This is a genomic window from Winogradskyella marincola (assembly GCF_029624125.1).
Classification (GTDB): Bacteria; Bacteroidota; Bacteroidia; order Flavobacteriales; family Flavobacteriaceae; genus Winogradskyella; species Winogradskyella marincola.
The window spans coordinates 187,059-211,742 of the sequence record NZ_JARSBN010000003.1 but is presented as its reverse complement, the minus strand read 5'-3'; the positions used below and the strand labels follow the sequence as shown (position 1 = coordinate 211,742).

At 33.0% G+C, this 24,684-nt stretch carries 26 protein-coding genes; 15 read left to right on the top strand and 11 right to left on the bottom strand.

The window, feature by feature from the left end:
- Nucleotides 1-90: 90 nt before the first annotated feature.
- The 7 genes from P7122_RS06595 to P7122_RS06565 form a co-directional block, all read right to left on the bottom strand.
- The gene (locus P7122_RS06595; RefSeq protein ID WP_278004986.1) at nucleotides 91-621 is read right to left on the bottom strand and encodes a toxin-antitoxin system YwqK family antitoxin; all 531 of its coding nucleotides are present in this window, start codon (nucleotides 619-621) and stop codon (nucleotides 91-93) included.
- Between the two features lie 169 nt (nucleotides 622-790).
- Nucleotides 791-1,801 (bottom strand): hypothetical protein, encoded by a 1,011-nt coding sequence (locus P7122_RS06590; protein WP_278004985.1) that lies wholly within the window; start codon nucleotides 1,799-1,801, stop codon nucleotides 791-793.
- 172 nt (nucleotides 1,802-1,973) lie between these two features.
- Entirely contained in the window at nucleotides 1,974-2,387 is a 414-nt protein-coding gene (locus tag P7122_RS06585) for a DUF8192 domain-containing protein (RefSeq protein ID WP_278004984.1), read from the bottom strand.
- A 185-nt stretch (nucleotides 2,388-2,572) separates the two neighbouring features.
- On the bottom strand, nucleotides 2,573-3,082 hold the full coding sequence (locus P7122_RS06580) for a hypothetical protein (protein ID WP_278004983.1): 510 nt from the start codon (nucleotides 3,080-3,082) through the stop codon (nucleotides 2,573-2,575).
- A gap of 179 nt (nucleotides 3,083-3,261) precedes the next feature.
- Nucleotides 3,262-3,693, bottom strand: a complete 432-nt coding sequence (locus P7122_RS06575) for a M23 family metallopeptidase (protein WP_278004982.1) — start codon at nucleotides 3,691-3,693, stop codon at nucleotides 3,262-3,264.
- A 247-nt stretch (nucleotides 3,694-3,940) separates the two neighbouring features.
- Nucleotides 3,941-4,528: a hypothetical protein gene (locus P7122_RS06570; RefSeq protein WP_278004981.1), complete on the bottom strand. Its 588-nt coding sequence runs from the start codon at nucleotides 4,526-4,528 to the stop codon at nucleotides 3,941-3,943.
- A 198-nt stretch (nucleotides 4,529-4,726) separates the two neighbouring features.
- Nucleotides 4,727-5,080, bottom strand: a complete 354-nt coding sequence (locus P7122_RS06565; RefSeq protein ID WP_278004980.1) for a 4Fe-4S dicluster domain-containing protein — start codon at nucleotides 5,078-5,080, stop codon at nucleotides 4,727-4,729.
- Between the two features lie 96 nt (nucleotides 5,081-5,176).
- Here P7122_RS06565 and P7122_RS06560 point away from each other — a divergent pair, with 96 nt between their 5' ends.
- The 9 genes from P7122_RS06560 (at nucleotide 5,177) to P7122_RS06520 (ending at nucleotide 13,888) form a co-directional block, all read left to right on the top strand.
- Nucleotides 5,177-6,235 carry an acyl-CoA reductase gene (locus P7122_RS06560; RefSeq protein WP_278004979.1) on the top strand — a complete coding sequence of 353 codons (1,059 nt, stop codon included), beginning with the start codon at nucleotides 5,177-5,179 and terminating at the stop codon, nucleotides 6,233-6,235.
- Between the two features lie 202 nt (nucleotides 6,236-6,437).
- Nucleotides 6,438-7,499, top strand: a complete 1,062-nt coding sequence (gene serC / locus P7122_RS06555) for a 3-phosphoserine/phosphohydroxythreonine transaminase (protein WP_278004978.1) — start codon at nucleotides 6,438-6,440, stop codon at nucleotides 7,497-7,499.
- A 133-nt stretch (nucleotides 7,500-7,632) separates the two neighbouring features.
- A complete protein-coding gene (locus tag P7122_RS06550) occupies nucleotides 7,633-8,583 on the top strand; it encodes a D-2-hydroxyacid dehydrogenase (protein WP_278004977.1) in 951 nt (316 codons plus the stop codon).
- A 103-nt stretch (nucleotides 8,584-8,686) separates the two neighbouring features.
- Complete coding sequence (locus tag P7122_RS06545) at nucleotides 8,687-9,322, top strand: DUF937 domain-containing protein (RefSeq protein ID WP_278004976.1); 636 nt, start codon at nucleotides 8,687-8,689, stop codon at nucleotides 9,320-9,322.
- A gap of 163 nt (nucleotides 9,323-9,485) precedes the next feature.
- On the top strand, nucleotides 9,486-9,953 hold the full coding sequence (locus P7122_RS06540; RefSeq protein ID WP_278004975.1) for a DUF6146 family protein: 468 nt from the start codon (nucleotides 9,486-9,488) through the stop codon (nucleotides 9,951-9,953).
- Nucleotides 9,954-9,981: 28 nt separating this feature from the next.
- Nucleotides 9,982-10,476 carry a DUF6787 family protein gene (locus P7122_RS06535; RefSeq protein WP_278004974.1) on the top strand — a complete coding sequence of 165 codons (495 nt, stop codon included), beginning with the start codon at nucleotides 9,982-9,984 and terminating at the stop codon, nucleotides 10,474-10,476.
- Nucleotides 10,473-10,814 (top strand): hypothetical protein, encoded by a 342-nt coding sequence (locus P7122_RS06530; protein WP_278004973.1) that lies wholly within the window; start codon nucleotides 10,473-10,475, stop codon nucleotides 10,812-10,814. Before P7122_RS06535 ends, P7122_RS06530 begins: the two co-directional genes overlap by 4 nt.
- 80 nt (nucleotides 10,815-10,894) lie before the next feature.
- Entirely contained in the window at nucleotides 10,895-13,294 is a 2,400-nt protein-coding gene (locus tag P7122_RS06525) for a TonB-dependent receptor (protein WP_278004972.1), read from the top strand.
- A 33-nt stretch (nucleotides 13,295-13,327) separates the two neighbouring features.
- Complete coding sequence (locus P7122_RS06520) at nucleotides 13,328-13,888, top strand: type 1 periplasmic binding fold superfamily protein (RefSeq protein ID WP_278004971.1); 561 nt, start codon at nucleotides 13,328-13,330, stop codon at nucleotides 13,886-13,888.
- 58 nt (nucleotides 13,889-13,946) lie between these two features.
- Here the strand turns inward: P7122_RS06520 and P7122_RS06515 are convergent, their stop codons facing one another.
- The gene (locus P7122_RS06515) at nucleotides 13,947-14,216 is read right to left on the bottom strand and encodes a hypothetical protein (protein WP_278004970.1); all 270 of its coding nucleotides are present in this window, start codon (nucleotides 14,214-14,216) and stop codon (nucleotides 13,947-13,949) included.
- A 267-nt stretch (nucleotides 14,217-14,483) separates the two neighbouring features.
- Here P7122_RS06515 and P7122_RS06510 point away from each other — a divergent pair, with 267 nt between their 5' ends.
- The 3 genes from P7122_RS06510 to P7122_RS06500 all read left to right on the top strand — a co-directional run bounded on the left by P7122_RS06510 (nucleotide 14,484) and on the right by P7122_RS06500 (nucleotide 18,879).
- Nucleotides 14,484-17,003 (top strand): DUF5916 domain-containing protein, encoded by a 2,520-nt coding sequence (locus tag P7122_RS06510; protein WP_278004969.1) that lies wholly within the window; start codon nucleotides 14,484-14,486, stop codon nucleotides 17,001-17,003.
- A gap of 137 nt (nucleotides 17,004-17,140) precedes the next feature.
- Complete coding sequence (locus tag P7122_RS06505) at nucleotides 17,141-17,800, top strand: ABC transporter ATP-binding protein (protein WP_278004968.1); 660 nt, start codon at nucleotides 17,141-17,143, stop codon at nucleotides 17,798-17,800.
- 50 nt (nucleotides 17,801-17,850) lie between these two features.
- Entirely contained in the window at nucleotides 17,851-18,879 is a 1,029-nt protein-coding gene (locus P7122_RS06500) for a hypothetical protein (protein ID WP_278004967.1), read from the top strand.
- Between the two features lie 219 nt (nucleotides 18,880-19,098).
- On the opposite strand, the gene P7122_RS06495 is transcribed toward P7122_RS06500, so the two are convergent.
- Together P7122_RS06495 and P7122_RS06490 are read right to left on the bottom strand one after the other, a co-directional pair.
- Nucleotides 19,099-19,287, bottom strand: coding sequence for a hypothetical protein (locus P7122_RS06495; RefSeq protein ID WP_278004966.1), 189 nt, complete (start codon nucleotides 19,285-19,287; stop codon nucleotides 19,099-19,101).
- Nucleotides 19,288-19,309: 22 nt separating this feature from the next.
- Complete coding sequence (locus P7122_RS06490; protein WP_278004965.1) at nucleotides 19,310-19,861, bottom strand: DUF6934 family protein; 552 nt, start codon at nucleotides 19,859-19,861, stop codon at nucleotides 19,310-19,312.
- Between the two features lie 235 nt (nucleotides 19,862-20,096).
- Here P7122_RS06490 and P7122_RS06485 point away from each other — a divergent pair, with 235 nt between their 5' ends.
- Nucleotides 20,097-20,831: a DUF6263 family protein gene (locus P7122_RS06485; protein WP_278004964.1), complete on the top strand. Its 735-nt coding sequence runs from the start codon at nucleotides 20,097-20,099 to the stop codon at nucleotides 20,829-20,831.
- A gap of 76 nt (nucleotides 20,832-20,907) precedes the next feature.
- Here P7122_RS06485 and P7122_RS06480 read toward each other — a convergent pair whose 3' ends face one another.
- Nucleotides 20,908-21,678 (bottom strand): thioredoxin family protein, encoded by a 771-nt coding sequence (locus tag P7122_RS06480; RefSeq protein WP_278004963.1) that lies wholly within the window; start codon nucleotides 21,676-21,678, stop codon nucleotides 20,908-20,910.
- 218 nt (nucleotides 21,679-21,896) lie between these two features.
- On the opposite strand from P7122_RS06480, the gene fumC reads away from it, so the two are divergent.
- Both fumC and hutI read left to right on the top strand, forming a co-directional pair.
- Nucleotides 21,897-23,294, top strand: coding sequence for a class II fumarate hydratase (gene fumC / locus P7122_RS06475; RefSeq protein WP_278004962.1), 1,398 nt, complete (start codon nucleotides 21,897-21,899; stop codon nucleotides 23,292-23,294).
- 94 nt (nucleotides 23,295-23,388) lie between these two features.
- Nucleotides 23,389-24,657 (top strand): imidazolonepropionase, encoded by a 1,269-nt coding sequence (hutI, locus tag P7122_RS06470; protein WP_278004961.1) that lies wholly within the window; start codon nucleotides 23,389-23,391, stop codon nucleotides 24,655-24,657.
- The last annotated feature ends 27 nt before the right edge of the window (nucleotides 24,658-24,684 follow it).

Genomic DNA, 24,684 nt, shown 5'->3' with positions numbered 1-24,684 from the left:
AATCAGCTATGATTTTCCACCGTAAAACGAAGATAGCTAAATACTAAGAAATTCCGTAAATGATTTAACCGCAATGCTGTACGTAGTATCTCATTTTTCATTAAAGTCTAATTCAGAAGTTATGTTACCATCTCTATCATATTCTGTTTGAAATCCAATTTGTTTGTCATTCAAATATTCTCCGGTACTTCTAATTTTTCCATTTTCGTAGTAGCATTCATACTTTCCATTTCTAATACCTTCTTTAGATCTATTAAACTTGCACATCACTGTTCCATTGTCATAATATTCTGCGGCATATATTTGTTTACCGTTTTTGTAATATGCTAATGCAGATATTACATTTTTTGGTTTTACAAATACTTGAAAGTAAGTTTTGAAAGAGTTGATAGCAAAAATAGTGGCTTTTAGTGTTCTGTTGTAATCAGTGGTATCTATATATTTAGTAACTGTTTTTGATTCTATCAAACGAAGTATTTCTTTTGAATCAATTATTTTTTGGTCAAAAATGTGCTTGCTAAATTCATCCAATTCATTCTCCTTAATTATATCAATTGGATTATCTTTTTTACAACTTAGAATAATCAATAAAAAAGTAATGAGATAAGTGTATTTTTTCATTTCAGGACTCGATTTCAATATTAAATACAACTGTTTTATGCATACTATAATTTCATTAAGAAATAGTGTGATAATATCATTCCGCAATAACTATTAATTTAGCAAAAAGGCTTGAAATTTCTATTAGAAACCTCAAGCCTTTGTTAGCTTTAGTATCTTAGCTAAGCCTTTAGTCTTCTACAATATATATACTATTTAATAGATCTGATGGATTTTCATCTAAAACCAATTCCTCCTCATTATTAATCAATAATTTATTAGGACCAAAATTAGCAGAAGTTAATTCTCTCACTATGATGTATACATTACCGTTAACAGCTTTTAAATCTACAATATGTGATTCATAACCTTCTGGTGTAACATAAAATGAAGAATTATTTTTTTTAATTTCTCTGCGAGAGCTAAATTGAACATTATCATTGTGAAGAACCATGGTATAAATATCACTTGTATCAAATGCTAAATCACGTATAGATTGTTCAAAATTAGTTTCAGCACTTGTAGCAACATTTTTGTAAAATCCTGATACATCTGGATTATCAATTATAGAGCCATAAGCGTACACTTCGTTTTCATTTTTAACTATACCATATGGTAAATAACCAGAATTTATTTGATTGAAGGTAGTATTTATAAAGATACCATAATCATTATTTTCGTTTTTTGAAAGAACATAGACATTATCATCAATTACTTTTATGCAAGATTGCTGATGTCTGAATACACAATTTCCAAGTACTATCGTTTTGACACCGTTTTTCCAATAAACCAAATCATAATTTGTTGGATTAGATGTACTCTTTAAATATCCTATAAAATATTCATCAACACCATCTATAAACATATCAGCTATAAATTCAACCTCATAGTCAGCCTCTTGAAATTCTTCAGTTAAGTTTGTCATAATTCCATTTTTCCATAGTAAATATGACGAATCACCTCTACCAAAAACATAGACATTATTATTCTGAACCATAATTTTATCAGCTATTGAAACATTAAACCCTGAATTATCTAGAGTAATCTCGGTATTATTTTCCCAGTAAGTAGCATTTCCATCTTTTTGCCCAGCAACATAGACATTAACAGAACTTAAGTTTACAGGTTCAAGTGAATTATCATCATCACTACAACTTATAACAATGAATGATAAAGCAAGAATAAAAAGTAATTTTTTCATAGTAATATATTTGAATTTATAGATGTAAATATTTTTTGCATTAAAACTAACGGTCTTCTACATCGCTTTTTGCATTCTTTGAGTACTAATTTAGCAAAACTTCTTAAACCAGAGGGAAATACACAAAGATTTTCAGAAGTAGACGAAAACAAACAACTACTTACAACCATTGTTATATATTAGTTTTCAATTCATTCAATATGATTCGCTTTCTCCTTTTTGATAAATGTTTTACCCAATATGTAACAATAACATCATAGTCGGTCTTTTCAATCAACTCTTTTTCATCATCATTCAGTTCAACAACCCAGGTTGCAATTTTATTTCCGCTTTTATCCCACTCTTTTACGTAATCAAAATATTTTGATTTATTTCCGATTCCTTCTCCTCTCTTTCCTGTTATGAAAAGTACTTTTTTACCTGTGAAATCAAATCCTTTCCTTTGTTCACTATTCATATATCCATTTAGGAATTTAGATTCCGTTTGAGTAAGTTCAGAATTATCATTCAATCCACATTCAGCGAGATTTTGGGCATATAGATTTATTGACATCAATAGTAATATTATTGTTCCGATTGTTCTCATAAGCTCGTTTTTAGTTTACTGCTAACGGTTTCGTATAACCGTTAGTTAAGGTTTTAAAGTTAATGATTTTCGGTTAAGCATAGACCTTAGCAATTCCGAGTGGATTCATTTAAACCTGTCCAGAGCGAAGTCGAAGGGTAGTCGAATCCGCCATAATTGCGCTTATACATTATTGTAGCACGTTTTTATTTTTTATTATTCCATTCATCATTTTCCTTCCTGATGATTTCTTCGTTCTTCACTTCAATGCAATATTTATTCAGATTATTAACTAATTCAGTAAAATCGGTTGAATGTTCAACTTTATGCATTAAAAAATCAGCCTCAACAAATTGAGTTAAAATGTCATCATCTTTCTCGATACAAACTTTAATTTTTGCTTTTAATTCGGTCAATTTATAAGTTCCTATTTTTTTCCACAATAAGGTTACATCAAATGACGGATTATAAACGGTTTTAGCTAAAAATCTATTCCATTTAGTGTTTTTGAATTTGTCGGTCTTTTGCTCTAAATTCAATATTTCCATTTCACTTGAATAAATTTCCACATAACTACTATTTTGAATCAGACCGTAAGCACTTGTCCTCTCAAAATATTTAATAGTTTCTTTATTAATGATTTCAATTCCTGTGTTTTTGTAGATTGAAATCAGAGGAAGTGTAGGTGTTTTTGATATTTGATTCTTGCTTGTCATTCAAATTGTGCTACAACGGTCTCGTATAACTGTCAGTTAAGGAATTAAAGTTAATGATTTTCGGTCAAGAACTGAATTTAGTAATTCCGTGTGGATTCGCTTGAGCCTGTTTTGAACTAAATCGAAGCGTAGTCGAATCCGCTATAATTGCGGTTATACATTGTTCGCTATGGTTTTTTCTATTCAAAATATTCAATTGGGTTTAAGTAAAACATTTTTTTCCAACCTTGTTTGTCCGAATCAATTCTCCAAACGTATGGAAGTATCGTAAAAATAGAATAGTGCAAATGTGGTGATTTTCCAACTGCATTTCCACTTGTTCCAACTGTTCCGATTGTTGAGTTTTTATTCACAAAAGAAAAAGATGATGTTTTCAATTCATTTAAATGAGCATAATAGTGTAATCTCCATTTAGGTCCAAGTACTAAAACGAATTTTCCGCCCATACTTATTTCTCCTGAATACAAAACTAAACCAGAAGTCGAAGACTTGATTTCAGTTCCTTTTTTGGCAAAAACATCAACTCCTTTATGTGTTACAGATTTTCCCCAAGGATAATACCAAAATGACTGAGAGTTATAATCAGATTTTGTAGCTCCTTTAACTGGCATTTTTAAATTCTGCGGAATCAAAAATCCTATTATTAGAATTACTATTATACCTATAAAAATCTTCTTTCTTTTTCTCAATATCGTTTCGGTTTCAAATTACAGCAAACGGTAAAGTATAAGTGTAGTACAAGTATTACGTAGCCTACGCTTTCAATTTTACCGAGATATGTTGTTAATAGTTCATAAGTTTAATTTTTTCACTTTCGTCCACATTATACCTACACATTGTTGTACGCTCTTTTTTTTATTAGTTGCAACCAATTATCGGAAGGCAAAGTATTGGTGGTAAACCTCCTAATATTGATATTCCTATTTTTTCAGATTCAAGAGTAAAATATAAAATATTATCCTCTATTTTTTCAGGTAATTCATCAGGTAAAGTCATTTGATATACTATTGCTTTATCTAAATTTTCATCTAAAAAAGCGATATAACTTTGTCCTCGTGGTGATTCTATTTCACCAATTCCGATTGTTTTAAAATTTGTAATTACGTGGTATGAGTTCTGATGGTTTAAATCGTTTAATATTCCTAAGTATGTAATTTCGGTTTTTGTGTGCTCTTCTGTCAATATTTGTTTTTCTGCGATTTTATTCTCAGAGACAAACTGTTTGTAAAATTTTAATTCAGATAATCCTGAAGTATACTTTTCTGTCAATAACTCTCCGTTCATATTTTTGCGAAAAACTAATGTGTCTAAAACTACTTTTAAGTCATTTTTTTCAGTCTTAATTTTTGTAATATTTTTGCCAGATTCCAATTCCAGCGAACTCTTCTTCTGTTCAGATGTACAACTTAAAAATGCCAAAATCAAAACTATTAATATTTTATTCATTGTCTTTTCGATCGTTTTATGTTTCTTTTAAATGACGCACAGCCAGCTATACATCAACGAATATATAGCTTTATTTATTAAAAATCACTGGGTAAACCAACAAGTCATTATGCTAACATGTGCATCTTAACAAAAAAATCCCGAGCCATAAGCTCAGGATTTTTTTGTTATCAGTCATTAATAAAATAGTGCATCAATCTAATCGTCAGGATGCATAAAGCGTTGTTTGCCCAATAGCACATCTTCACTCTCTACATTATCGTCATCTGGCACACAACAATCCACAGGACACACTGCAGCACACTGTGGCTCTTCATGAAAACCTACACATTCAGTACACTTATCTGGCACTATGTAGTATATCTCATCACTTATTGGCTCTTGTGCTTCATCAGCATCTACTTCTTTGCCATTTGGCAACACTATAGTGCCATCCAAACTGGTACCATCCTTATAGCGCCAATCATCAGCACCTTCATAGATAGCTGTATTAGGACATTCTGGTTCACAAGCTCCACAATTTATACATTCGTCCGTGATTATAATTGCCATAGTAAATTTTAGGTTTTTATTGCGTAATTTTGCATCTGCCTGTCCACAGACAGGGATGCAAAAATAAAGCCAAAATGGCGTTTTACCAAACTCTACATGGATTTACAACAAAGAATTAACGCTTTCTCAAAACTAGGTCAGTTTTTAAGTCAATTTACAACAAACGGTATACAAAAAGACGATAATATCGCTGCTAATGAACTGTTTTTCGATGGCTTCAAACATCAAATAAAATTAGCAAAAGAACACAACGGATGGTTTACAGACACCAATGTGTACTTTAGCCTAGAGTCTTGGGCAAATGCATTAACAACAAGCAATATAACCCAATGGGTAAGCCAGTACAACTTCAACAATATAGAGCCTAAAAATATAGGTATTATAATGGCTGGCAACATACCTTTAGTAGGTTTTCACGACTTCCTGTCCGTACTCATCTCTGGGCACAACGTACTGGTTAAGCAATCCTCTAACGATAAGCACCTACTACCCTATTTAGCCAAGTATCTAGAAGTTGTAGAACCTGGCTTCAAAAACAAGATTACATTCACCAAAGACAAGCTAGAAAACTTTGATGCAGTTATTGCAACAGGCAGTGATAATACAGCGCGATATTTTGAATATTATTTCAAAAACAAACCGTCTATCATCAGAAAAAACAGAAACTCTGTAGCCATTCTTAATGGTAATGAAACTCAAGATCAGCTAGAAGCCCTTTCAGACGATATCTTTAGATACTATGGTTTAGGATGCAGAAATGTCTCTAAACTATTCCTACCTAAGGACTACAATTTCGATGCCTTCTTCAATGCTGTGTACAAATGGCATCCAGTCATTAACGAAGCCAAGTATGCCAATAACTATGACTACAACAAAGCTGTGTATCTTATGAGTGAATTTGATATGCTAGAAAACGGTTTTCTAATGATAAAAGAAGATCAAAGCTACGCATCTCCTATAGCTACAGTCTTTTATGAATATTACGATACCATAGAAGATCTTAAAGCAAAAACACAAGAAGATAAAGACAAAATACAGTGTATAGTTTCAGATGGGTTTACAAAAGATGAAATAGCCTTTGGCAATACCCAAAAACCAGAACTTTGGGATTATGCAGATAATGTAGATACTGTTGATTTCTTGTTAAAAATTTGATGCAAAAATTAGCAAATAATTAATGCTTTATAGCCAATTAATTAGCACCTTTGTAACATATCAAACAATAAAATAACATATTTCTGATGCATCAGAAATGAAACTTTACTCTTCATGAAACATCTATAATTTATCTTAAATCTCATAGCGAAAATGATAATAAGATGTTACATGTGACCATTAAAACAATAAACATTAACACATGAAAAAACATAATTTTAGTGCTGGTCCTTGCGTTCTACCAAAGTCTGTAATTCAAAAAGCTTCAGAAGCCCTTATAAACTTTGACAACGGCTTATCGCTAATAGAGATTTCGCATCGTAGCAAGCCTTTTGTAGATGTTATGGAAAATGCCAGAGCCTTAGCCTTAGAACTTTTAGGATTAGAAGGCAAAGGCTATAAAGCATTGTTTTTACAAGGCGGAGCCAGTACGCAATTTTTAATGGTAGCGCTAAACCTTCTTGAAAAAAGAGCTGGGTATTTAAATACTGGTACTTGGAGTGACAAGGCTATTAAAGAAGCTAAAATATATGATGATATCTACGAAGTAGCCTCTTCTAAGAGTGCTAACTTTAACTACATCCCTAAAGGATACGATATCCCAGAAGATTACGATTATTTCCACTGCACATCTAACAATACCATTTTCGGAACACAAATGAAGAGTTTTCCAGACTCACCTATCCCTATGGTTTGCGATATGAGTAGTGATATCTTCTCACGTCAGTTAGATTTCACTCAGTTTGATTTAATCTACGCTGGCGCACAGAAAAATATGGGTCCTGCTGGTACAACACTAGTTGTTGTAAAAGAAGACATCTTAGGTAAAGTGTCTCGCAAAATTCCTTCTATGATGGACTATAAAGTACACATTAGCAAAGGAAGTATGTTCAATACACCACCTGTATTTGCAGTATACACCTCTATGCTAACCTTACAATGGTTAAAGGATTTAGGAGGTATAAAAGCTATTGAAGAAGAAAACGAAAAGAAAGCACGTTTAATTTATTCTGAAATAGACCTAAACCCATTATTTAAAGGTTATGCCGTAAAAGAAGATCGTTCTATAATGAATGCTACTTTTACACTAGAAAACGAAAACTTAAAAGAAACCTTTGATGCCATGTGGGCAGAAGCCGGAATTAACGGTCTTAATGGTCACAGAAGTGTTGGAGGCTACAGAGCATCTATGTACAATGCTCTAAGTTTAGATAGTGTTAAAGCACTTGTAGAGGTTATGAGCGAACTAGAAAGAAAAGCATAAATCATTTAATAGTAAACCAGTTGCAGTAAGCAGTTGTTTTACTCAAAATCTAAAAATATTAATCAAAAATTAGAAGTTAACTGTCTACCAACTTTTAACTTTTAACTTTTAACTTTTAACTTTTAACTTAAGAATGAAAGTATTAGCAAACGATGGTGTTTCTCAAAGCGGTATTGATGCTTTAGAAGCAGCTGGTTACGAAGTGTTAACAACAACTGTAGCACAAGAACAATTACAAAACTATATCAACGACAAAGAAATTTCTGTACTATTGGTAAGAAGCGCAACCAAGGTAAGAAAAGACATTATAGACAACTGCCCTAGCCTTAAGATTATTGGTCGTGGTGGTGTTGGTATGGATAATATAGACGTTGAGTATGCCAGAGAAAAAGGACTTCATGTTATTAATACTCCTGCAGCATCTTCTCATTCTGTAGCAGAATTAGTATTTGGTCATTTTTATGGCTTAGCTAGATTTCTTCACAATTCTAATCGCGATATGCCTTTAGAAGGAGATGCCAACTTTAAAGCCCTAAAAAAAGCCTACGCTAAAGGTGTAGAATTAAAAGGAAAAACACTAGGTGTTATCGGTTTTGGTAGAATCGGACAAGCAACAGCTAAAATAGGAATTGGAGCAGGAATGAATATTGTAGCTTTTGATCCTTTTATTGAAGAAACCACTTTAGAGTTAGACTTCTTCGATGGTCAAAAAGCAAGCTTCAACATAAAAACAGTCTCTAAAGAAGACGTTTTAAAACAAGCCGATTTCATAACGCTTCATGTACCTGCACAAAAAGAGTATGTTATTGATGAAGCCGATTTCAACCAAATGAAAGATGGTGTTATTTTAGCAAATGCAGCTCGTGGCGGAGTTGTTAATGAAGTGGCTTTAGTAAAAGCTATAGAAAGCGGAAAAGTAGCAAGAGCTGCACTAGATGTTTTTGAAAAAGAACCACAACCAGAAGTTCAACTACTTATGAACCCTGCGTTATCATTAACACCACACACAGGTGCTGCAACCAATGAAGCACAAGACAGAATTGGTGTAGAACTTGCTGAGCAGATTATTAAAATATTAGGCTAACAAAATAAATGTGACCTATTTAGATAAAACGAGTCCTATAAATGTATAGGACTTTTTTTGTACCTTATTAAACTAAATGTATTAACCTTAATTTTATAAAACAATGGAAGGAATTTTAGACTTATTAAATAGCGACTTAGGAAAAACCATCATCAGTGGTGTTTCTGGTTCTACAGGAACTGATCAAGGGAAAACAAGCAGTGTTTTAACAATGGCATTACCTGTTCTTATGAAAGCAATGGAGCGTAACGCTTCTACTCCAGAAGGAGCACAAGGTCTTATGGGAGCTTTAAGTAATAAGCACGATGGTAGTATCTTAGATAACTTAGGTGGTCTTTTTGGAGGCGGAGTTGATGAAGATGTAAAAACTGATGGTTCTAAAATTCTTGGTCATATCTTAGGTAGCAAGCAACAAGGTGTTGAGCAAGTTATTGGTCAAAAATCTGGATTAGATGCTGGTTCTGTTGGCAACATCCTTAAAGTGGCTGCGCCAATCTTAATGGGTGTTTTAGGCAAGCAATCGCGTCAAAACAACGTAAGTTCTCAAAGTGATCTTACTGGTTTATTAGGAGGATTGCTTGGTGGAAACGACACTCAAAACGAACAAAGTTTCTTAGAAAAAATATTAGATGCAGACGGAGATGGTAGTGTTATTGATGATGTTGCCGGAATGGTACTGGGTAGTGCTAAGAAAAAAGGTGGTATTGGAGGTCTTTTAGGTGGGTTATTCGGTAAGTAAAATCCAATTCTATTGTACACATATATAAAAGCGGCTCTTTAGAGCCGTTTTTTTTATAACCTACTCTTCTTGTTTTACTCACTCAACACAGCCCTACACTCATCAGCTGTTTTACACTGTCTTATTTATAACTTACTTTGGCTTTAACATCAATAATTCTGAAATGATTAAAATAATTAATACCTTTAATGTTATGAAAAAGATTATTCCATTTGTTATTATCATTGCTTTAATTGCCAGTTGTAAATCTTACAATAGCAACCCAACGATTAATAACGGAAATGAAAGTGCTTTAGTAGAAAACGACACCGTTTCTATAAGTAGTGACGAAACTGATTATGAGATTATCATAATAGAACCTGGCTTTAATGCATGGTTAGCCAGTACTGCAAGACCAAGAGGTTTTCATTCTCAATCCTATCTAGAAAACAGAAACATCTACTTGGTACAAGCATGGAACCAAAGAAATCTTCAACCGCACAGCTATGATCCAGATTTATATCAGGTAAGAATAGATTATGATTCTCGTACAGATTATGGTTATGAAGTTAATTACAAACTATACAATTACTTTTTATACTTTCAGCTAAAATATAAACAGCAATTGACTTCCATTATTCCTAGAATTTAGCGTAATTTTGTAGCACTTTAAAAGTACTATGAAAAGGTTTAAAGAAAATTGGGAAATTCAACACAACTGGCAATTAATTTTTCCTTTAATTGGTCTCTTAGCCTTAGGGTATTCTTCCTATAAATTAGCTTTAGTTTGGTTTTCTGAATTTGGAATCCTTGTAACTATTATTTCATCAGTTATCTTATTTGCTGGTTTGTTAGCACTAACTTTAAAGCTTTTTAAAGTATTAGAAAAACGCTGGAAGCTAGAATACAGATGGGAAATGATAAGAGTATTTATAGTTTTTGCCGTTACAGGCTCTTCGTCTTTGTATGTAGGCAGACCAATAATAAAGCTACTAGGAATTACTAAAGAAAACTTAAATCCCATACTCTACTGGATATTATTTATTATCATTGGGCTAATTTTTTATCAAATTCTTTTAGTAAGTTTTGGTTGGCTATTTGGCCAACATAAATTCTTTTGGGAATTTGAGAAAAAAATGTTGAAACGATTTGGCTTAAAACGCTTTGTAGATTGATTAAAACACCCATCATAAAACCTACATTCAAAGTACTTTCTTTGGTATTAATACTATCGGTATTATTGCCTTCTGCTGTTAAGTTATCTCATGTTTTTACTCATCATAAGCACGAAGTATGTAAAAATGATAGTGACAGTACTACGCATTTTCATGAGCTAGACGTTGATTGCGAGTTTTACAAATTTAAACTCAACACAAATTACTATTCTGGTTTCCATACATTTGAAACCGTAATTCTTAATAATTACAACAAAGCTAATTCAAGCTTTTATTTGTTCTTAAGAACACATCTACAAGACACCTCATACCTAAGAGGACCACCTGCTATAGCCTAATTTTTCTCGTAAATCAAACTATTTTAATTGCTGACATTTACTAATACGCAGCAACAAACCACTTACTATACTTTATAGTTATGAGGCTTAAGGCTTTACTTATACTTATAATACTATCACAATTAGGTTTTGCACAAGACTGTAATTATACTTTCCTTGGCGAACTCAAAGACTTTCACAACAATACTCCTATCGTTGGTGCTACTGTTTATATGCAAAATTTAGACAAGTACACAACTTCTGACGTCGATGGAAAATTTAAAATTGAAAAGCTTTGTTTAGGTGAATTAACACTTGTAATTTCTCATGTAGGTTGCGAAACAAAAACCGTAACATACAATATTGATAGCGATACATACAAGCAAATAGCCATTGAGCACCACATAGAAGAGCTTAACGAGGTTACAATAGCAGGAAATTCTAAGCTACAAAACACCAGCATACAACAATCAATATCTAAGAATGAGTTAGCTCAGTACTCAGATAAATCATTAGGAGATGCACTTAATAGTATAAGTGGTGTTACCTCTTTAAACACAGGTAATACCATTGTAAAACCTATGATTCATGGTCTACATAGTAGCAGATTATTAATAGTTAATAATAATGTTCGCCTTTTTGACCAAGAATGGGGAGATGAGCACGCACCAAATATTGATATTAATTCTGGTGGACGTATAGATGTAGTAAAAGGAGCTAATACACTAAGATATGGAAGCGATGCTATTGGTGGTTTAATTCTAATTCGTCCAGAAAATTATGCAGCTAAAGACAGCTTGTTTGGTAGCACTTCCCTATCCTTTAATACTAATGGTTTGGGCGGAAATGTTAATACAGAATTGGTAAAAACATTTAAAAGTGGATTTTATGCCAAAACTCAAGCCAGTTACAAAGCATTTGGAGATTTTGAAGCAGCAAATTATAATTTATCAAACACAGGAGTTAAGAGCATTAATACTTCTGCAAGATTTGGCTACAAGTCTTTTGAAAAAGGGTTTGATGCCTATTATAGTTTTGTCGATAATACTATTGGAATTTTAAGTGCTTCGCATATAGGCAATGTTAACGATTTGGTAAGAGCTATAAATGAAGGCACACCACAAGTAATTAACGACTTCTCTTATGATATAAATAATCCTAAACAAGAGATAACACATCACTTAGGAAAAGTAGAAGCCTACAAGCGTTTTCAAGGGTTTGGAAAACTTACATTACAGTATGATTTTCAAATTAACAGAAGAAAAGAGTTTGATTTACGACGAGGAGACAGAGAAGATATTCCTGTGATAGATTTAAGGTTATTTACAACATCCTTACAGCCTAATTTACGTATTGATGCTTTAGACAAATTAACCATAAATACAGGTTTTCTTTTGCGTTACCAACAGAATGATGCTATCTCTGGCACAGGTGTAAGTCCACTAATACCAGATTTTGATAAGTCTGATGCTGGAGTTTATGCCACAGGTAATTATGACCTAAACCACAATACCGAAATAAGCGCAGGATTTAGATACGATTTTTCTCGTATAGAAGCAGAAAAGCAATACAGAGTTACAGATTGGGACGACACTTATAATTATGATGAGTTATTCCCTGAGTTCAACTCTGGTGTCATAGAAAATTCCAGGTACTTAACATATCCAGAATTTACATTTCATAATGTTTCTGCTAGTTTGGGCTTAACAAAACAGTTTGAAAACGATATTCAACTATTTGTTAATTACGGATTGGCTTCAAGAATGCCTAATCCTTCAGAATTATTTAGCGATGGTTTGCATCATAGTGCTGCTAGAATAGAAATTGGTAAGCTTACCATGCAAAAAGAAGTAGCTAACAAATTTGTAGCTTCTATTGAGCGAAATAATGATGACTTTGGATTCTCTGTAAGTCCATATTATAAGTATATCAACAATTTTGTACAACTCATTCCTACAGGTACAACCACAACGATAAGAGGTGCTTTTCCTGTTTGGGAATACAACCAGGTAGATGCAAGAATTTTTGGTGTAGATATAGATATTAATAAGAAAATATCTAACCAATTTAGTTACAATGGTAGTTTAAGCTTGTTAAGAGGCGACAATGTTTCAGAAGACACACCTCTTATACACATGCCTGCAACCAATTTTTCAAATGCAATTACCTATAATAACAAAAAACTTAACCAATTATCAATTGGTATAAAACAACATACTGTATTACAACAAAAAAGATATCCAGATTATAATTTTTTCACATTCGATCCTGTACTACAAGACGATGTGTATGTTGACATAAGTTCAACACCTGCAGCATATACGCTTTTTAGCTTTAATAGCTCTGCGAGCTTTAAGGTTTTTAATAAATCAACACTAAACGTTTCGTTTAATGTTGAAAATCTATTTAATGTATCCTACAGAAACTACTTAAACAGATTGCGATATTTTGCTGATGATCTGGGCAGAAATTTTAACATAAAACTAAAACTCAATTATTAACAACATAAAATGTCAAACTTTAAATTAATAAATATGAAATTAAATACAATCAAATTATTAGCTGTATTCTTTATGTCTGGTTTAGCTTTTACAAGCTGTTCTAGCGACGATGACGGCCACAATCACGACCACGAAGAGGAATTAATTACGACGGTTATTTACCAATTAACTAACAATGCAGATGCTGGTGATGTAGTAACGCTAACCTTTACAGATTTAGATGGAGAAGGTGGTACAGATGGAACTTACGACATTTCCGGACCATTTACAGCAAATGCTAACTATGCTGGTACAATTCAGTTATTAAATGCTACAGAAAATCCTGCTGACGATATTACATTAGAAGTTGAAGAAGAAGCTGATGAGCATGAATTCTTCTACACCAACACAGCTGGTTTAACAATTACAAAAACAGACGTTGATGTAAATAACAACCCAGTAGGTATAGAAACTACTTTAGCAACAGGTGCTGCAGGTACAGGTAGTATTACTGTGGTTTTAAAACACGAACCAACAAAACCAAATGATGGAACTGCTGCTGGTGCTGGTGGAAGCACTGACGTAGAAGTAACTTACGCTATTTCTGTGCAGTAAACTTTTTTATTTTGTAATACAGACAAAAAAAGGCTGAATTGATAATTCAGCCTTTTTTTTATGCTTTTGCAATATTTGCTTTTTCTTTATTAAAAACAAAGGTGTACAACCACATTAATGAGAATGTAGGTACAACATCCATAAACGGCAATGCCTCTTCCACAAACGAAATAACGGCTGCCACTTTTCCTTTTCTTCCTTTATACATTTTTGTCATTAAATAGGCAGACAATGGTGCCCATACAATATCAAAAGGTGGAAAAACCAAAGACACATAGCCTAAGGCATCAAAAAATATACTAAGTCCAAGTTTTTTATATGTATTCATGTAGGTATTTAATTATTAAACTATTAAATATTTAGCAATAAGCATTCCAAAATTTAATGATATGCCTTTAATTCAAGGGTTCTGTTAACAATATCAAGGTATTTTAACGTTTAATTAAGAAGCTTGAACATGATCTAAAACTAGTTTTGTAAAAATTTAACTCCATCAAAAAAAATTAAGGTTATAAATTTTAATTGCTAAAAGTGTAACACTCATAAAAAACGTTAGTCTTTATTAGCAAACCAAAGAAATCATCAATCAATCATCATGTACCAACGTTCTCTTTTCATTCTGTTTTCCCTTATTTTTTGTAGTGCAGCTTATTCGCAAGAAGAAAATACAGTTCTTACTAAGGATAAAAAAATACTCAATATTACAAGAGCTTCAGACAAACCAAAAATTGATGGTGTTTTAGACGATGCTATTTGGGACAATGCAGATGTAGCTTCAGATTTTATTCAGTTTAAACCAGATATTGGCAATGCATTACCTACAGAGCAACGTACAGAGGTAAAAATGAGTTACGATGATGATGCTATCTATGTGGCTGCTTATCTGCACGATGACCCTTCAAAAATTATGAAGCAGTTGACTTCGCGTGATAATTTTGGTCAAAACGATTTTTTTGCTGTGATTTTAAACCCAAATAATGATGCGCAAAATGACACAGAATTTTTTGTGTTTAGCTCTGGTCAGCAGGCAGATGCTATTGCAAATCCTACTATTGGAGAAGACTTTAGCTGGAATGCTGTTTGGCAAAGTGCTGTGCAAATTGTAGATGATGGTTGGATCGTTGAAATGGAAATACCATACAGAACGCTTCGTTTTCCAGATCAAGAAGAGCCAACTTGGGGACTTCAGTTTCACAGACATTTTAGAAGAGATCGCTCACAATATACCTGGAATGAGCTCGATCCTACAAAAGGAAATATTGGCTTGTATCATGGAGAACTTATTGGTTTAAAAAATCTAAAACCGCCTGTAAGGCTTAACCTCTACCCTTTCTCTACAGGAATTGTAAATAATTTTGATGGAGAAACCGACACTGATTTAACCTTCGGAATGGATGTTAAATATGGCATTACAGACAACTTTACGCTAGACGCTACTTTGGTTCCAGACTTTAGTCAAGCTGGTTTTGATAGAGTAGTTTTAAATCTTGGTCCTTTTGAACAAACGTTTTCTGAGCAACGTCAGTTCTTTACTGAAGGTGTAGATTTGTTTTCCAAAGGAGATTTATTCTTTTCCAGACGTGTTGGTAGCAAACCAAGTGGAGATTTACAATTAGCAGATAATGAAGAAGCTGATGTTCCTGAAGAGGTAAAAGTATTAAATGCATTAAAAGTTTCTGGCAGAACTAAGAAAGGGCTTGGTATTGGTATTTTTAATGCTATTACAGAAAAAACGTATGCTAACATTACCAATACAGATACTAATGAATCGCGTCGAGAAGTCGTAGAGCCTTTTACCAATTACAATATTTTAGTGGTAGACCAGCAGTTTAATGGTAATTCTTCGGTAAGTCTTATTAATACAAATGTAATGCGAGAAGGCGAGTTTAGAGATGCTAATGCTACGGCATTAGTTACAAACCTGCAAAACAAACGCAATACCTACCTTATAAGAGGTGAAGCAAAAATGAGTAATGTAAACCCTCAGTTTGATACTACACAGACAGGCTACAGTACTTTCTTTTATATCGCAAAATCACATGGAAATTTACGTTATAGTTTTGACCATAGTTATGCAGATACAAAATTTGAAATTAATGATTTAGGGCTTAATTTTAGAAATAACTTCAACAACTTTGGTGCCGATATATGGTATCAGATTTTTGAACCGAAAGGCAACCTAAATCGCTACAGTGCCAACGCATACATTAACTATAGAAACCTAGCTAATCCTGGTACTTTTACAGGTACCAATTTTGGTGCAGAATATAACGCACAAACCAAGTCTATAAACAATTATGGATTTTGGGTAGATATGGAAGCTGGCAAGCAGTACGATTATTTTGAATCTAGAGATGGTCGTTATTTTATATATGAAAATATAGCAAGTGTTGGTGGCTACTACTCTTCTAACTACAACAAAGTATTTGCTTTTGATATTAATGCTAATACCTTCAAAATATTTGAAGATGGAAGAGATTTATTTGGCTACAACCTCTCTCTAAGTCCAAGGGTAAGACCAAATGATAAACTTTTAATGGTTTACAGTTTTAATCTAAACATGTCTAACGGATCGCGTGGCTATGCTACTTACCAAGATGATCAACCAATTTTTGGCGAGCGTAATCGTAAGCGTGTAACCAATACGATTTCTGCAAATTATACATTTAATCCTTTTAACTCCCTTGCGCTAACATTTAGACATTATTGGGATACTGTAAATTACGATGATGAGCTCTTTACCTTATTAGACAATGGTCGTCTTACAACAGAACAAGGTTATACTGTAGATAATGTTGACGAATCGCCAAACATTAATTTTAGTACTTGGAATATAGACTTAAGCTACTCTTGGCAATTTGCGCCAGGCAGCTTCTTAACGGCTTTATACAGAAATCAATTATTCAATTTTGATACGATGTCTGAAGATAGTTATTCCGAAAGTTTAGACACACTTTTCGATCAGCCTATACAACATACTATTTCGGTAAGACTTCAGTATTTCTTAGACTTTAATGGTATTAAATCTATCTTTAAGAAGAATAACAAGCCACAAACCAGACAAGCCAATAACTTTCTTTCAACTCGCAAAAAACGTTACGGCATCAACTCTTAATTTTCAGTAAACTCTTTACTATCTCAACGCAAAATTGTCAGCTCAGTTTTTATTGAAATGGCATTAAAATCTAACAATTCAAAAGTCCAGAAAACCAAGCGTCTTATAATCCAAAAAAATAGTATTTTCGCTATCATATGATAAAAGCTACCAACATACACAAATCGTATAAAGATTTACACGTTTTAAAAGGTGTAGATGTCAACATTGCTGAAAGCGAAATTATCTCTATAGTTGGTGCTTCTGGTGCTGGTAAAACGACGTTGCTACAAATTTTGGGCACACTAGACAAACCCGATTTTAAAAGCGATACCATTTTAGAAATCAACGGACAATCTACTGCATCACTCAACGATAAAGCTCTTGCCAAGTTTAGAAACAAGCATATTGGTTTTATTTTTCAGTTTCATCAATTATTACCAGAATTTACAGCATTAGAGAATGTTTGCATTCCTGCATTTATAAACAACACTCCAAAAGCTGATGCTGAAAAACGCGCTATAGAATTGCTGGATTATTTAGGTTTAAAAGACAGAATACACCACAAACCAAATAGCATGTCTGGTGGTGAGCAGCAACGTGTAGCAGTTGCCAGAGCTTTAATAAATCAGCCTAAGATTATTTTTGCAGACGAGCCATCTGGTAATTTAGATAGCGAATCTGCAGAACAACTGCATCAACTTTTTTTTAAGTTAAGAGACGAGTTTAAGCAAACGTTTGTTATTGTAACTCACAACCAAGATTTAGCCAATATGGCTGACCGAAAGCTGACTATGGTTGACGGTAAAATTGTTTAACATTCTACGCAACCCTTTTACAGTTTTGTCATCTTAGGTTAAACCAATCTATGCACAAACTACTTTTACTGGTATGTTTTTGTTTTCTCTGTTCTTGTGCTACCATACTCAATGGCAAGAAAGATAAAGTTTATATACATGCTCCTAAAAACACCAAAGTAAAATTTGAAGGAGACGAACTTATTGTAAAAGAAGATCATGTAATTATTTTTCCGACACGCTCCAGAGATTCTTTAAAGTTTGAACTTTCTAACGATAGTATCTCAACAGAATTTGCTTACCGTAAACGTACTTCAGGTATTTTTTATTTAAACTTTTTGTCGCCATACTATTTAGGTTTTATAGTAGATTTTACCAATCCTAGCCGTTTTTCGTATAAGAGAAATTTTATATTCGAAATTGATAGCACACAAAACACCTTCTATAGCCCAAATAACGAGCCCATTCATTTTAAAAGAAATGACATTTTTGTCTACACCACACCTCTAAAAGCTATGGACGTATTTTCGCAACCTATGCTTACCTTGGGTGCAGAGTATTTTGTTACAGACAGGTTAAGCCTTAGTGCAGAATATGGTACTGTGTTTTCTAAAAGACTTGGCAGTGGAAGAAATCCTAAAATAAAACTTGTAAAAAACAAAGGAAGATCTTTTAGGTATGAGCTAAAATATTATAACCTACTGAGTATATCCAGCAACCCAAGAGTAAACGAATACATTGGCTTGGAATCGCGTTTTATAAGATATCAATTTAATGAAGATATTAGCTTTAGAAGAGATGCAGAAGACATAAGCTATATCATAGACGAAACATTAGTAGTGCGCAAATCGGTAAACATATTTAATATAAAATACGGTTTAAATTATCCTATTGGCAAAAATTACTTTATTGATTTATACTCTGGTTTTGGAGTAAGGTTATTTGATATTAAAAACGTAAATAGAAATTACAATCCTGAAACGGACACTCTTATTGATGACCGTGGACATTTTGATTACCGAAGACGCAATATTGAAGGCTTAAACAATAATAATCACTTTAATTTTACACTAGGTTTTAAGTTTGGGTATAAATTTTAGTGAGATTTTGGTTGCGCTTATCGGATTGTGTATGATTTGTTGCGTGGGTTGTCACGAAACTTTGCAAGTACACGACAAGTTGAAAATTCTGCAAGGATTTTCGGAAATAGGTCATAACAAGCAATTATTTATAGCTATTGTTGGCGGTAGTTATTTTAATAAAAAAAGCCCACTTTAATAAAGTAGGCCTAACTATATTATATATAATCGTTTTTAACTTTATTCTTTTGCTAATTTAAAAGCAATAGTAAGTTCCTTTCTAAATACTTTTGCATCTCTTTCACTACGAATAGCTTTAGATAAATTATCATTAACTATTCGAGAAGAACTTTTAGCAACAGAATTAGAAACACTACCTTTAGCTAAAGCTTTAAGGTTAGTAATCTTATTTTGAACAGTTTGTCTCATAATACAAAGATAATAATATATTTTAATTATTTAAAGAGAATATGTAATATCTATATAAATCTCTTGGACTTCTATTTAAATCAAAAGGTTCAGGTCTTGGTTTAAATAAAGGTATTCCACCACTATCTCTTTCAATATCTGTGCCATTTCTTAAAAGTTTTACATACCAATCAACTCCAACTGTTACAATCGTATCTGATAGATGGTCATAATTATATCTAAACATTCTATGATATAAATTTGCTCTAGTTTCATTAGAACCATCTATTCCAATAGAATAATTTTCATCGCTATAATTTTCCAAAAATGTAATTGCAAATAAAAGTACAGTAGAAAACACTTTATTTACATTTTTATGACGAAGAATTATTTTATCATCTATTTCGTTATCTTCTCCTAAAGGACCAAATGCTAAATTATATACTCCAGGCAGTAATGGATCAGGATGTTCACTAATTAAAACATGCAATTCTACTACATTATCATCCCTCAATTCAGAATTAAAAGTAAACCTAGTTAAATCTTCACTTGCTGAATTAGCATCAAAAGTATCATCTAAATCAATTTTAATCATATATTAATTTCGGTTTTAATTACCTCCAACGATTAGGGTATGAATCTGTTTAAATGGATTTATATCCACCGATAAGCGAAGTTACCTTTTTAAACCAAAACATCAATACGTAACCATACGTATTTTTCAACTTAAATCATTAAAAATAAAAGACATACCAAAGTTTTATAGGCTTAATGATACCAACTCGTATTAAATCTTATATTTGCTCGTATAACACATATAAAAATACAAAATGAAAAAAGTACTATTAGCCTTATTACTGTGCGTAAGCATATTAGGCTTTTCGCAAGACAAAGTTTTATTACGTTTAAACTACGAGGAAGGTGATAAATACGAAGTAAAAACAATAATGAGTCAAGACATGGGAGAAGTGATGACAATGGATATGACCATGTCTATGAATCTTAATGTTACCAATGTTGAAGACAATAATATTGTAACAGAAGCTACATTTAGCCATGTATCTATGGATATGGAATCTATGGGTCAAAAAATGAAGTACGATTCTAACACTAAAGAGTCTGAGATGGATCCTTTCGCACAAGGTGCACACTCTGAAATGAAAAAATTACTAGAATCTGTTTTGGTTGTTGAGAATGATAAACTAGGTAACATTACCAATACAGAGCTTAAGTCTGGTATGGCAGATATTAGCGCTTTTAAAGATAACATGGGTGGCATGGTATATCCTGAGGAAACTGTAGAAGTTGGTTCTAAGTGGACAGTAACTAAGGAACAAAAAGGAATGAGCATTGAAAGCACTTATGAGGTAACGTCTATTACAAATGATACTGTAGAACTTAAAGTAACAGGAAAAGTTGCTGGAGCTGCAGGAGGTTCTATAGATGGAAAAAGCAGTATTGAGATTAAAACAGGAAATGTTATAAAATCTGAGGTTAACATGGCTTTTTCTATTGAAGGACAAACCGTTAAATCTAATGTTGTTATAACATCTGTAAAAAAATAAGCTTAAATTTTACACATAACAAAAAAAGCCCAGAGTTATCTGGGCTTTTTTTGTTATTTAGACTTGTCTGTAATATCTACATTTCATCAATAATTTTCTCTATCAACTCTGTTGTATGTTCGTAGTTCTCGCCTTCTTCTTTAGCATAATCTATAGCTTTTTTAGCCACTTTTAATGCCTTAGTGTAGTTACCTGTTTTGTACAATAATGCTGCATGCGTATCGGTATTAAAACTATTAGCATCTAGTTCTATAGAACGCTCTATGGCTTTTATAGCTTTTAATAAATCTTTTACATTATTGTGCTCTAGATAAGCATGCCAAGATAATGTGTTTAATTTTTCCCAAGAATACCAAATACTGTCCAACACATCTTGCCCAAACTCATCAGAATCATCATGTTTTTCCCACACATTGTATCTAGACGGTTCTACATAATCGTCTGTAGAAGTTACAACAACCTCCTCTACTTCGCCATCCATGTGCTTTTTTATTAGATTTTCCATTTTTTCTTTACTCATAGCACCTTCTAAATGTTCTAAGTTTGAACTATTTTTTATAAAAAAATAGGTTGGTACAGCAGTAATACCCAACGCATCATCTACTTTATTTTTATCAATATCGATTTTGTAAAAATCCACACGGTCTCCATACTTCTCTTCTAATTCCTTAATTATTGGATCCATCATTTTGCAAGGACCACACCAAGTAGCATAAAAATCTAAGACGATTAATCTGTCGTTGTTAACAAGTAATTTTGATTCTGCATTACTGTCGTCAAGTTCTGTTTGAGCGAAAACATTAATTACTCCTATAAACAGGAATAAAACAAATAGGTTTTTTTTCATGATAATGAGGCTTGTTTGTTAGTTAATAGCGTTTAAAAAATTTAACGTTCAAGATATAAAAAAATTATTAGCAACCTAATTTACAAGGTTTAACAAACCATTATAACGACAAATTACTTCAAAAACTTGCTTTGTACTAAAAAACAAAACCTCAATTTTAATAGCAATACACTTACAAAAACTGTAATTTTGTGAAGCGTTAAAAAACATACATTATCATGACATACAGAATAGAAAAAGACACTATGGGTGAGGTAAAAGTTCCTTCAGATAAACTTTGGGGAGCTCAAACCGAGCGTTCTCGTAATAACTTTAAAATTGGAGCTCCAGGTTCTATGCCATTAGAAGTGGTTTATGGCTTTGCTTATCTTAAGAAAGCTGCTGCTTATGCTAACTGTGATTTAGGCGTTTTAGGCAAAGAAAAACGCGATCTTATTGCACAGGTTTGTGATGAGATTTTAGAAGGCAAACACAACGATCAGTTTCCGTTAGTAATCTGGCAAACAGGTTCTGGTACACAAAGTAACATGAATGTTAATGAAGTAATTGCCAACAGAGCACACCAAATTGCAGGTAAAGTTATTGGAGAAGGAGATAAAACCATACAACCAAACGATGATGTTAACAAGTCGCAATCGTCTAATGACACCTTCCCTACAGGTATGCACATTGCTGCATACAAAAAAGTTGTAGAAACTACTATTCCTGGTGTTATACAATTAAGAAACACACTACACAATAAAGCCATTGCTTTTAAAGATGTTGTAAAAATTGGTCGTACGCACCTTATGGATGCAACACCTTTAACTTTGGGTCAAGAATTTTCTGGTTATGTATCTCAATTAGATCATGGCTTAAAAGCTCTAGAGAGCACTCTGGCACATTTAAGTGAATTAGCACTAGGAGGAACAGCTGTTGGTACTGGCTTAAACACACCTGAAGGTTATGACGTGTTAGTTGCAAAATATATTGCAGAATTTACTGACTTACCATTTATCACTGCTGAAAATAAGTTTGAAGCTTTAGCTGCACACGACGCTATTGTAGAAACTCACGGAGCATTAAAACAACTAGCTGTATCCTTAAACAAAATAGCTAATGATATTAGAATGATGGCTTCTGGACCTCGTTCTGGTATTGGCGAAATTATAATTCCTGCTAACGAACCAGGAAGTTCTATTATGCCAGGAAAAGTAAACCCAACACAATGCGAAGCTTTAACTATGGTTTGCGCACAAGTTATGGGTAACGATGTTGCTGTTACTGTTGGTGGTACACAAGGGCATTACGAGCTTAACGTCTTTAAACCTATGATGGCTGCTAACATTTTGCAATCCGCACAATTAATTGGTGATGCTTGTGTAAGTTTTGAAGAAAATTGTGCTAATGGTATAGAACCAAACCATGCTGTAATTAAAGAATTATTAAACAACTCTTTAATGCTTGTTACTGCGCTTAATACTAAGATAGGCTATTACAAAGCTGCTGAAATTGCAAACACAGCTCATAAAAACGGAACAACACTTAAAGAAGAAGCAATTAATTTAGGTTATGTTTCTGCAGAAGACTACGACGAATGGGTAAAACCAGAAGATATGGTTGGTAGTCTTAAATAAGATTTTATAATACAAATAAACAAAAAACGCAGGTTATAAAATCTGCGTTTTTTTTTATCAAAAAAAATAGAGAACTTTACCAAAAAGCCAACTTATGTCCATTCTAATAAAAAACATAAAACAACTCGTACAAGTCCACGATTATAACGTAATGATAGTTAAAGGTGAAGACATGAAAACGCTTCCTGTACTAGAAAACGCCTATCTATATATAGAGCACGATACTATTATAGAATATGGAGATATGGAATATTGTCATGGTATTGAAGCCGAAACCATTATAGATGCTACTGGCAAAATTGTTTTGCCTGCTTGGTGCGACTCACACACACACATTGTTTATGCTGGCAACAGAACCTCAGAGTTTGTTGATAGAATTAATGGGCTAAGTTATGAGGATATTGCTAATCGTGGTGGTGGTATTTTAAATTCTGCAAAATTGCTTCAAGATACATCTGAAGATGACCTGTATGAACAATCCATCAATAGACTTGAAGAGCTTATACGAATGGGAACCTGTGCTTTTGAAATAAAAACAGGTTATGGCTTAACGGTTGATGCTGAATTAAAAATGCTTCGTGTAATAAAGCGTATAAAACAAGAAAGTTTAGCTAAGATTACACCAACGCTTTTAGCAGCACATGCCATTCCGGCTGAATATAAAGACAAAAAAGAAGATTATATAAAGCTTATTACGGATGAACTTATTCCTGAAGCTTCAAAATTAAATATTAGCCACTATATTGATGTTTTCTGTGAAAAAGGCTACTTTGATCTTAATGATACAGAAGCCATATTAAAAGCTGCTGCCGAGTACAACATGAAACCAAAGATTCATGTAAATCAGTTTAATATTCTTGGCGGTGTTGGCCTTGGTGCTAAATACGACGCTTTATCTGTAGATCATCTTGAAGAGCTAGATGATAACGACATAAAAGCTCTAAAAAAATCTGAAACTATACCTGTAGCTTTACCTGGTTGTTCTTATTTTTTAAGTATTCCTTATACACCTGCAAGAAAAATTATTGATGCTGGCTTGCCTTTGGCTATTGCTACAGATTATAATCCTGGCTCTGCTCCTAGCGGAAACATGAACTTTATTGTAAGTGCTGCTTGTGTAAAACTAAAAATGACACCAGAAGAGGCTATCAATGCAGCTACTATAAATGGTGCTTACGCTATGGGAATAAGCAATATGTATGGTAGTATTACCAGAGGAAAAAAAGCAAACCTTATCATTACAAAACCATTAAGCGATTACAGTGAAATACCTTATGCTTTTGGTCATAATCCTATAGAACAAGTCATTATTAATGGGCAATTAAAGGATATAAAAAATCCGGAAGAAAACTTCCGGATTTAACTATCAATCAATCAATCAATCTTTGAA

What these genes read in the sequence shown, in the direction of transcription:
- P7122_RS06595 (WP_278004986.1), bottom strand. Translation starts at nt 621, where the DNA reads ATGAAAAAATACACTTATCTCATTACTTTTTTATTGATTATTCTAAGT.
- P7122_RS06590 (WP_278004985.1), bottom strand. Translation starts at nt 1,801, where the DNA reads ATGAAAAAATTACTTTTTATTCTTGCTTTATCATTCATTGTTATAAGT.
- P7122_RS06585 (WP_278004984.1), bottom strand. Translation starts at nt 2,387, where the DNA reads ATGAGAACAATCGGAACAATAATATTACTATTGATGTCAATAAATCTA.
- P7122_RS06580 (WP_278004983.1), bottom strand. Translation starts at nt 3,082, where the DNA reads ATGACAAGCAAGAATCAAATATCAAAAACACCTACACTTCCTCTGATT.
- P7122_RS06575 (WP_278004982.1), bottom strand. Translation starts at nt 3,693, where the DNA reads ATGCCAGTTAAAGGAGCTACAAAATCTGATTATAACTCTCAGTCATTT.
- P7122_RS06570 (WP_278004981.1), bottom strand. Translation starts at nt 4,528, where the DNA reads ATGAATAAAATATTAATAGTTTTGATTTTGGCATTTTTAAGTTGTACA.
- P7122_RS06565 (WP_278004980.1), bottom strand. Translation starts at nt 5,080, where the DNA reads ATGGCAATTATAATCACGGACGAATGTATAAATTGTGGAGCTTGTGAA.
- P7122_RS06560 (WP_278004979.1), top strand. Translation starts at nt 5,177, where the DNA reads ATGGATTTACAACAAAGAATTAACGCTTTCTCAAAACTAGGTCAGTTT.
- serC (WP_278004978.1), top strand. Translation starts at nt 6,438, where the DNA reads ATGAAAAAACATAATTTTAGTGCTGGTCCTTGCGTTCTACCAAAGTCT.
- P7122_RS06550 (WP_278004977.1), top strand. Translation starts at nt 7,633, where the DNA reads ATGAAAGTATTAGCAAACGATGGTGTTTCTCAAAGCGGTATTGATGCT.
- P7122_RS06545 (WP_278004976.1), top strand. Translation starts at nt 8,687, where the DNA reads ATGGAAGGAATTTTAGACTTATTAAATAGCGACTTAGGAAAAACCATC.
- P7122_RS06540 (WP_278004975.1), top strand. Translation starts at nt 9,486, where the DNA reads ATGATTAAAATAATTAATACCTTTAATGTTATGAAAAAGATTATTCCA.
- P7122_RS06535 (WP_278004974.1), top strand. Translation starts at nt 9,982, where the DNA reads ATGAAAAGGTTTAAAGAAAATTGGGAAATTCAACACAACTGGCAATTA.
- P7122_RS06525 (WP_278004972.1), top strand. Translation starts at nt 10,895, where the DNA reads ATGAGGCTTAAGGCTTTACTTATACTTATAATACTATCACAATTAGGT.
- P7122_RS06520 (WP_278004971.1), top strand. Translation starts at nt 13,328, where the DNA reads ATGAAATTAAATACAATCAAATTATTAGCTGTATTCTTTATGTCTGGT.
- P7122_RS06515 (WP_278004970.1), bottom strand. Translation starts at nt 14,216, where the DNA reads ATGAATACATATAAAAAACTTGGACTTAGTATATTTTTTGATGCCTTA.
- P7122_RS06510 (WP_278004969.1), top strand. Translation starts at nt 14,484, where the DNA reads ATGTACCAACGTTCTCTTTTCATTCTGTTTTCCCTTATTTTTTGTAGT.
- P7122_RS06505 (WP_278004968.1), top strand. Translation starts at nt 17,141, where the DNA reads ATGATAAAAGCTACCAACATACACAAATCGTATAAAGATTTACACGTT.
- P7122_RS06500 (WP_278004967.1), top strand. Translation starts at nt 17,851, where the DNA reads ATGCACAAACTACTTTTACTGGTATGTTTTTGTTTTCTCTGTTCTTGT.
- P7122_RS06495 (WP_278004966.1), bottom strand. Translation starts at nt 19,287, where the DNA reads ATGAGACAAACTGTTCAAAATAAGATTACTAACCTTAAAGCTTTAGCT.
- P7122_RS06490 (WP_278004965.1), bottom strand. Translation starts at nt 19,861, where the DNA reads ATGATTAAAATTGATTTAGATGATACTTTTGATGCTAATTCAGCAAGT.
- P7122_RS06485 (WP_278004964.1), top strand. Translation starts at nt 20,097, where the DNA reads ATGAAAAAAGTACTATTAGCCTTATTACTGTGCGTAAGCATATTAGGC.
- P7122_RS06480 (WP_278004963.1), bottom strand. Translation starts at nt 21,678, where the DNA reads ATGAAAAAAAACCTATTTGTTTTATTCCTGTTTATAGGAGTAATTAAT.
- fumC (WP_278004962.1), top strand. Translation starts at nt 21,897, where the DNA reads ATGACATACAGAATAGAAAAAGACACTATGGGTGAGGTAAAAGTTCCT.
- hutI (WP_278004961.1), top strand. Translation starts at nt 23,389, where the DNA reads ATGTCCATTCTAATAAAAAACATAAAACAACTCGTACAAGTCCACGAT.